A 6,464-nucleotide genomic window follows, 5' to 3' on the forward strand; every position below is an offset into this window, starting at 1 on the left:
AATGAACTTTAACTAAATTTTATAGCGTATGGAATACAGACAATTAGGCGCATCGGGTCTTAAAGTACCGGTATTAAGTTTTGGTACAGCAACCTTCGGTGGCGGAAATGAGTTTTTTAAAGCATGGGGAGAAACCCAGCTGGATGAGGCAAAACATCTGGTAAATCTTTGTCTGGATGCCGGTGTAACCCTGTTTGATACTGCAAACGTGTATTCTCATGGTACATCTGAGGAAATCCTGGGAGAGGCACTGGAGGGTATCCGTAATCAGGTGCTGATCTCTACAAAGGCTACTTTCAAAATGGAAGACGGGCCAAACGGGTATGGCTCTTCGCGTTTACAGCTGGTTAAACAATGCGAAGACAGTCTCAAAAGGCTAAAAACGGATCATATCGATATCTATCATATGCACGGCTTTGATGGAAATACTCCTGTAGAAGAAACTTTAAAAACTTTGGACAACCTGATTCAGAGCGGTAAAGTGCGCTATATTGCCTGTTCAAATTTTTCTGGATGGCACCTGATGAAATCACTTTCGGCTTCTGAAAAATACGGATGGTCCAAATACATTGCGCACCAGGCATACTACTCGCTGCTCGACAGGGAATTTGAATGGGAACTGATGCCGCTTGGCCTTGACCAGAACATTGGAACGATTGTGTGGAGCCCATTGTCTTCGGGAAGGTTATCAGGAAAATACAGAAGGAACCAGCCGCTTCCAGCTGACAGCCGTGATCAAAAAGGAGGTCACCATGGCCCTGCCTTAAACACAGAACGCCTGTTTACTATTGTTGATGCCCTCGATGAAGTTGCAGAAGAAACCGGTAAATCTATAGCGCAGGTTTCGCTGAACTGGTTGTTACAGCGTCCTACCGTATCAAATATCATCATTGGTGCAAGAAACGAAGAACAGCTGAAACAAAATCTTGCGGCAGTAGGCTGGAACCTGACAACAGAACAGGTGAAAAAACTGGATGATGCAAGTGCTGCTGATCCCATTTATCCTTACTGGCACCAAAGGCAGGATACCGTTCTCAACCCATTGCCAAAATTATATTAAGCGTATTGAGTACAGTCTTTTTTTATTCTTAAATTAGCCTGAACTAAATATAAACTTATGAGACAATTTTCAATGTTATTGCTGTTTACAGTGCTATCTTTTACAGGTTTTGCGCAGAATAAAGATGCTATTCTGGGAAAGTGGATTAATTCTACCGGCGAGGCACATGTGGAGATTTTTAAAACCGGCGTTAAATACAATGGCAAGATCGTCTGGCTGAAAACACAGAAGGACGAAAAAGGGATTGTGAAAACAGATTTGAAAAATCCTGATGTGAGCCTGCGCAGCAAACCAATACTGGGTATGCAAATATTAAGGGATTTTGTGTATGAGGATGGCAAATGGACGGATGGAAAAATTTATGACCCTAAATCGGGTAAAACTTACAGCTGCAATATGAATATTAAAGAAAATGGCGATTTAAATATGAGAGGATATATAGGGGTTTCATTACTTGGAAGATCTGAGGTTTGGAAAAGGGTTAAATAATGAGGAAACTCCTTTTTTTAATGCTGCTCCTTCCTTTTTCAGGTTTTGCACAAACCTATGAGCTGGGATCTTTAACCACAGCAGCCAATACCAGTATCAGGGGCCTTTCCGTAGTTTCTGATAGTGTTGCCTGGGTCAGCGGAAGCAATGGCTCCATTGGCATTACTACCGATGGGGGTAAAAAATGGAAATGGACAAAACCGAAAGGTTATGAGAAACTCGATTTCCGTGATATTGAAGCTTTTGACAATAACCGTGCAGTGATTGTAAATGCCGGTTCTCCGGCATATATTCTCAGTACTGAGGATGGAGGCAAAAGCTGGACGGAAAACTATAAAAATGTGGATTCGGCAATTTTCCTGGACGGTATGGACTTCTGGGACGAAAAAAATGGGATCATCTTTGGTGATCCCATTCAAAACCATCTGCAGCTGCTGGTTACAGAGGATGGCGGACGCAGCTGGAAAGATTCGGGTCAGGCTTTGAAGTTTCAGATGGCAAAAGGCGAAGCCGGTTTCGCAGCAAGTGGCAGTACCATCAAAACACTGCCGGGCGGTAAGGTCTGGATTGCTACCGGAGGAACCAAATCAAATATTTACACTTCTGATGACTTCGGCCGCAACTGGCGGAAATACGATTGTCCTATCCTGCAGGGCCAAAGCAGTACGGGCGTTTTCTCCATGGATTTCTATGACGCCGGCCAGGGAATTGTGGTAGGCGGAGATTATCAGAAGGACAAAGAAAATACAAATAATATCCTGCTGACCAGGGATGGTGGCAAATCCTGGAATAAGCCTTCGCGGCCGGTTTTCGGTTACCGTTCAGGTGTAATCTGGTTTGATGCCAAAAACTGTTTTGCTACCGGCACATCCGGAACTGACGTTTCAAGGGATGGCGGGCAAACCTGGTATCATATTTCAGATGAAAGCTTCAATGCAATAAAAAAAGCTAAAAAAGGCAGCCTTGTACTGCTGGCAGGAAATAAAGGCCTGATCTATTCATTCAAAGTAAAATTCAATTAAGGAGATGTCAGCATTAAAACCAACGATCAGTATAGAATATTGCCCCAAATGCGGATGGATGCTCAGGTCTGCCTATATGGCGCAGGAGCTGCTTACCACCTTCACTGATGAAGTCTATGGTGTACTTTTGCAGCCCAGCGAATCCGGAGGCTCATTTATCGTCCGTATTGACGGCAAAATTGTTTTTGACAGAAAAGACAAAGGCCGTTTTCCTGAGATCAAAGAGCTCAAGCAGATTATCCGTGATGTAGTGAGCCCTGAAAAAAGCCTGGGCCATTCCGAAGGCACGTCAATATGACCACAAAATAACTCATTACGGAAACAACCAGTTTTGTTTTTCTCGCCAGCTTTGTCAGCTAATTACTCAAAGGGAAATGAAAAAAACAATTTTTATTACAGGTGCCTCTGCAGGCGTAGGAAAAGCTACGGCCAAACTTTTTAATGCGATGGGATGGAAAGTGATCGCTACAATGAGAAATCCGGAAAAAGAGGCGGAACTCAGTGCTTCCAGTGATCTTCGGCTGCTGAAACTTGACGTTACTGATCCTGCCTCGGTTGATCAGGCTGTTGCTGCAGCTCTCTCCGGTACTGAAGTTGACGTTGTATTGAACAATGCAGGCTATTATACTACCGGAGCATTGGAAACCCTCAATGACGAACAGATCAGGCAGCAGTTTGATACCAATCTATTTGGCGTTATCCGCTTAACAAAAGCTTTTACACCTTATTTCAGGGAAAGGAAGCAAGGAATGTTCATCAATGTTTCATCCATGGTAGGTCTTTTTGGTTACCCCGAACGATCGGTCTATGTGGCAAGTAAATTTGCCCTTGACGGTTTTTCTGAAAGCATGGCTTATGAACTTGCAGGTTTCGGCATCGGACTGAAAATTATCGTACCGGGAGGAATCACTACCGGCTTCGGTGATAATGCAGTGAATGGAGCCCAGCATGTGGCCTACAGGCCATTGGAGGAAAAGATGGGCGAAGGCCGCATCGTTGAGGGTATAAGAAAGTTTTCTTCTGCGGAAGATGTTGCTTTGGTAATTTATCAGGCTGCAACAGATCGTAAAGACCAGCTTCGTTATATCACCGGCGCTGATGCAGATGCTGTCTGTGGCGAGAGGGAAAGAATTGGTGCTGAGGCACATTATCAAAAAATCAAAGCAATGTTTACTTTTGATGAACCAGAAAGTTTCCTGCAAAATGAAAAAGGATAAAAAAGTAGAAAAATTCAGTTCACTGTCTGCACTTAACAGGGTACTGGGATTGCCCGAACCGCTCCATCCTATGGTTAGCCTGGTAAATTATGCAGACATGAAAAGACCATTTGATGAGCAGCCTGCAGCTTTTTTGCTGAATTTTTATAAGGTGTCTTATAAGCTCAACCTCAGCGGTAAAATTGGGTATGGTCAGCAGGCTTATGATTTTGATGAGGGCCGGATGGCTTTTGTAGCCCCACAGCAGGTGATGGCAAGGGGCGAAGCAGACAGGGACCTGGCTGGGTACACTTTATTGTTTCATCCCGACCTGATCCGGGCTTATCCACTTGCAGAGAAAATCCGGCACTACGGTTTCTTCTCCTATTCGGCCAATGAAGCCCTGTTTCTGTCGGACAAAGAGAAGAGGATTATCTTCAGAATATTTGATAATATCAGGGAAGAGTTAAACAGTACTATTGACGACAGCACCCAGGATGTACTGGTGTCCTATATCGAGACGCTGCTTAGCTACAGCAACCGCTTTTATAAAAGGCAGTTCATCACCAGAAAACCGGCAAACAGCGATCTGCTCAGTCGTCTTGAAAATTTGCTGAGTGATTATTTTGGAGATGGGAGGTCGCTCGATGAGGGTTTGCCTACAGTAGAATACCTGGCCCAGCAATTTCATGTAAGTCCGCGTTACCTGAGTGATATGCTCCGGTCGGTAAGCGGGCAAAGTGCGCAGCAGCATATTCATGAAAAGCTGATTGATAAAGCCAAGGAATATCTTGCATCGGGTAATCTCTCCGTAGGGGAGATTGCCTACAAGCTAGGTTTCAAGCAACCTCAGTCTTTCAATAAACTCTTCAAACGACGGACAAACCTCAGTCCGGTAGAATTTAAACAGTCCTTAAACTAAGATCTAAACTGACGCAATGAATCGCAAATCTTTTCTCTCATCACTGATTACCACCGGAGCTGTTTTATCAGCAGGCGATAGCTGGTCTGCAACTCCACCGCCCGCTTTATCTTTACCTGCCCTACAATATCAGAAACCCGGAAATATCCCTCCTTACCTGAAGCCGGGTGATACCATTGGTATTACCAGTCCGGCAGGTTACATCAGTTTAATGGAGATCCGGGGCTCAGTACAACTAATGGAAAGCTGGGGATTTAAAGTACAGATAGGCCGGAGTGTAGGGAAAAAGGATTTTACTTACGGCGGCACTGATGCGGAAAGAGCGGCCGATCTTCAGCAGATGCTGGATAACCCGGAAATTAAAGCCGTAATGTGCGCCAGAGGCGGTTATGGTTTGGTGCGGATTATAGACCTGATCAGCTTTAAATCCTTTGTAAAACAACCCAAATGGGTGATTGGATTTAGCGACGTTACTGTGCTCCATGCCCATATTCACCAGAATTTTGGCATTGCCACGTTACATTCTAAAATGTGCAATAGCTTTCCGGACGACTGGACAACTGCAGAGCCGGTACAGATTTCTACCATCCTTTCTATCAGGCAAGCACTGACAGGCGAAGATTTTAAATATACTTTAGCAGCTGCAGGAGCAAACAGATCAGGGAGAGGGCAGGGGCAGCTGATTGGCGGTAACCTGAGCATAATTGAATCTGTAGCAGGTACGGGCTCCGACATCCAAACCAAAGGGAAAATACTCTTTGTAGAAGATACAGGAGAATACCTTTATACGATCGACAGAATGTTCTGGAGCCTGAAACGCCGGGGCAAGCTTTCCCAGCTTGCAGGACTGGTCATTGGTGGTTTTAAGCTGAAGCCTGACGATCCCGGAGAGGAATTTGGTAAAACCATAGAAGAGATCGTTATGGAAAAGGTCAGCGGGTATGATTACCCGGTATGTTTTGGATTTCCCGTAGGACATCAGAGAAATAATATGGCAATGAAATGTGGGGCAGCGCATATTCTTGAGGTGAATGCCGGAGGGGCTGCACTGAGATCGCTTTAAACCCTAAGTCCAAAGCATAAAAAAAACAGCCTTGACATGAAGGCTGTTTCTGTTCGTGTACTCAGAGCGGGAATCGAACCCGCACGACTTTTAAGGTCACAGGATTTTAAGTCCTGCGTGTCTACCAGTTCCACCATCTGAGCAGGTGTAAAACCTTGTTAAAATAAAAGCCTTCGGTTAAGAAGGCTTTAGAGCGAAAGACGAGATTCGAACTCGCGACCCCGACCTTGGCAAGGTCGTGCTCTACCAACTGAGCTACTTTCGCAATCACACTAACTTAAATCACTTTTCAGCTATTCCGTTGTGATGTCCGCAAATGTACAAATATCTCTTAATTTTCAAAGCAATCCTTCGATATTAATCAATATTTCTGTAAATAATTCGTGACCCTATTGATCAAATATATGGAATGGTTATCTTGTCATTTTATCTTGAACATATTTAGATTCATTTAATATAATACGTGCTGACCTCATTTTGATGAAATATACGAACTTTTACGCTTTGGCTTTGACAGCTTTATCCCTTACCTCTTGCGGACCTTCGGCTGCCGAAAAAGCTGCAATACAAATGAAAGAAATTATTAATGCAGAAATATTTGCAGATAACGACAAGGACAACATATTTAATTCCGATGCACGGCTTGCCTATTTGAATTCTGAGCTGACGCGGGCAAATCCTTATAATGCATTGCGTATCAATTACCAGCGCG

Annotated in this window: 7 protein-coding genes and 2 tRNA genes; 7 read left to right on the forward strand and 2 right to left on the reverse strand. The window is 44.1% G+C overall.

The window, feature by feature from the left end:
* Positions 1 to 28: 28 nt before the first annotated feature.
* The 7 genes from ABWY16_RS13265 (at position 29) to ABWY16_RS13295 (ending at position 5,752) form a co-directional block, all read left to right on the forward strand.
* Entirely contained in the window at positions 29 to 1,060 is a 1,032-nt protein-coding gene (locus tag ABWY16_RS13265) for an aldo/keto reductase (RefSeq protein WP_353905127.1), read from the forward strand.
* A 57-nt stretch (positions 1,061 to 1,117) separates the two neighbouring features.
* Positions 1,118 to 1,549, forward strand: a complete 432-nt coding sequence (locus ABWY16_RS13270) for a DUF2147 domain-containing protein (protein WP_353905128.1) — start codon at positions 1,118 to 1,120, stop codon at positions 1,547 to 1,549.
* Positions 1,549 to 2,571 carry a WD40/YVTN/BNR-like repeat-containing protein gene (locus ABWY16_RS13275; protein ID WP_353905129.1) on the forward strand — a complete coding sequence of 341 codons (1,023 nt, stop codon included), beginning with the start codon at positions 1,549 to 1,551 and terminating at the stop codon, positions 2,569 to 2,571. The genes ABWY16_RS13270 and ABWY16_RS13275 overlap by 1 nt, the downstream gene beginning before the upstream one ends.
* Positions 2,572 to 2,575: 4 nt before the next feature.
* A complete protein-coding gene (locus tag ABWY16_RS13280; protein ID WP_353905130.1) occupies positions 2,576 to 2,869 on the forward strand; it encodes an Rdx family protein in 294 nt (97 codons plus the stop codon).
* Positions 2,870 to 2,945: 76 nt separating this feature from the next.
* On the forward strand, positions 2,946 to 3,788 hold the full coding sequence (locus ABWY16_RS13285) for an SDR family oxidoreductase (protein ID WP_353905131.1): 843 nt from the start codon (positions 2,946 to 2,948) through the stop codon (positions 3,786 to 3,788).
* Positions 3,775 to 4,689, forward strand: a complete 915-nt coding sequence (locus ABWY16_RS13290) for a helix-turn-helix domain-containing protein (protein WP_353905132.1) — start codon at positions 3,775 to 3,777, stop codon at positions 4,687 to 4,689. The genes ABWY16_RS13285 and ABWY16_RS13290 overlap by 14 nt, the downstream gene beginning before the upstream one ends.
* A gap of 16 nt (positions 4,690 to 4,705) precedes the next feature.
* Positions 4,706 to 5,752 carry a S66 peptidase family protein gene (locus ABWY16_RS13295; RefSeq protein ID WP_353905133.1) on the forward strand — a complete coding sequence of 349 codons (1,047 nt, stop codon included), beginning with the start codon at positions 4,706 to 4,708 and terminating at the stop codon, positions 5,750 to 5,752.
* A 58-nt stretch (positions 5,753 to 5,810) separates the two neighbouring features.
* On the opposite strand, the gene ABWY16_RS13300 is transcribed toward ABWY16_RS13295, so the two are convergent.
* Both ABWY16_RS13300 and ABWY16_RS13305 read right to left on the reverse strand, forming a co-directional pair.
* Positions 5,811 to 5,895 (reverse strand) — tRNA-Leu (locus tag ABWY16_RS13300).
* A gap of 49 nt (positions 5,896 to 5,944) precedes the next feature.
* Positions 5,945 to 6,017 (reverse strand) — tRNA-Gly (locus ABWY16_RS13305).
* Positions 6,018 to 6,464 lie beyond the last annotated feature (447 nt).

It is taken from the genome of Pedobacter sp., from assembly GCF_040513095.1.
Taxonomy (GTDB): domain Bacteria; phylum Bacteroidota; class Bacteroidia; order Sphingobacteriales; family Sphingobacteriaceae; genus Pedobacter.

What these genes read in the sequence shown, in the direction of transcription:
- ABWY16_RS13280 (WP_353905130.1), top strand. Translation starts at nt 2,576, where the DNA reads ATGTCAGCATTAAAACCAACGATCAGTATAGAATATTGCCCCAAATGC.
- ABWY16_RS13295 (WP_353905133.1), top strand. Translation starts at nt 4,706, where the DNA reads ATGAATCGCAAATCTTTTCTCTCATCACTGATTACCACCGGAGCTGTT.
- ABWY16_RS13265 (WP_353905127.1), top strand. Translation starts at nt 29, where the DNA reads ATGGAATACAGACAATTAGGCGCATCGGGTCTTAAAGTACCGGTATTA.
- ABWY16_RS13290 (WP_353905132.1), top strand. Translation starts at nt 3,775, where the DNA reads ATGAAAAAGGATAAAAAAGTAGAAAAATTCAGTTCACTGTCTGCACTT.
- ABWY16_RS13270 (WP_353905128.1), top strand. Translation starts at nt 1,118, where the DNA reads ATGAGACAATTTTCAATGTTATTGCTGTTTACAGTGCTATCTTTTACA.
- ABWY16_RS13285 (WP_353905131.1), top strand. Translation starts at nt 2,946, where the DNA reads ATGAAAAAAACAATTTTTATTACAGGTGCCTCTGCAGGCGTAGGAAAA.
- ABWY16_RS13275 (WP_353905129.1), top strand. Translation starts at nt 1,549, where the DNA reads ATGAGGAAACTCCTTTTTTTAATGCTGCTCCTTCCTTTTTCAGGTTTT.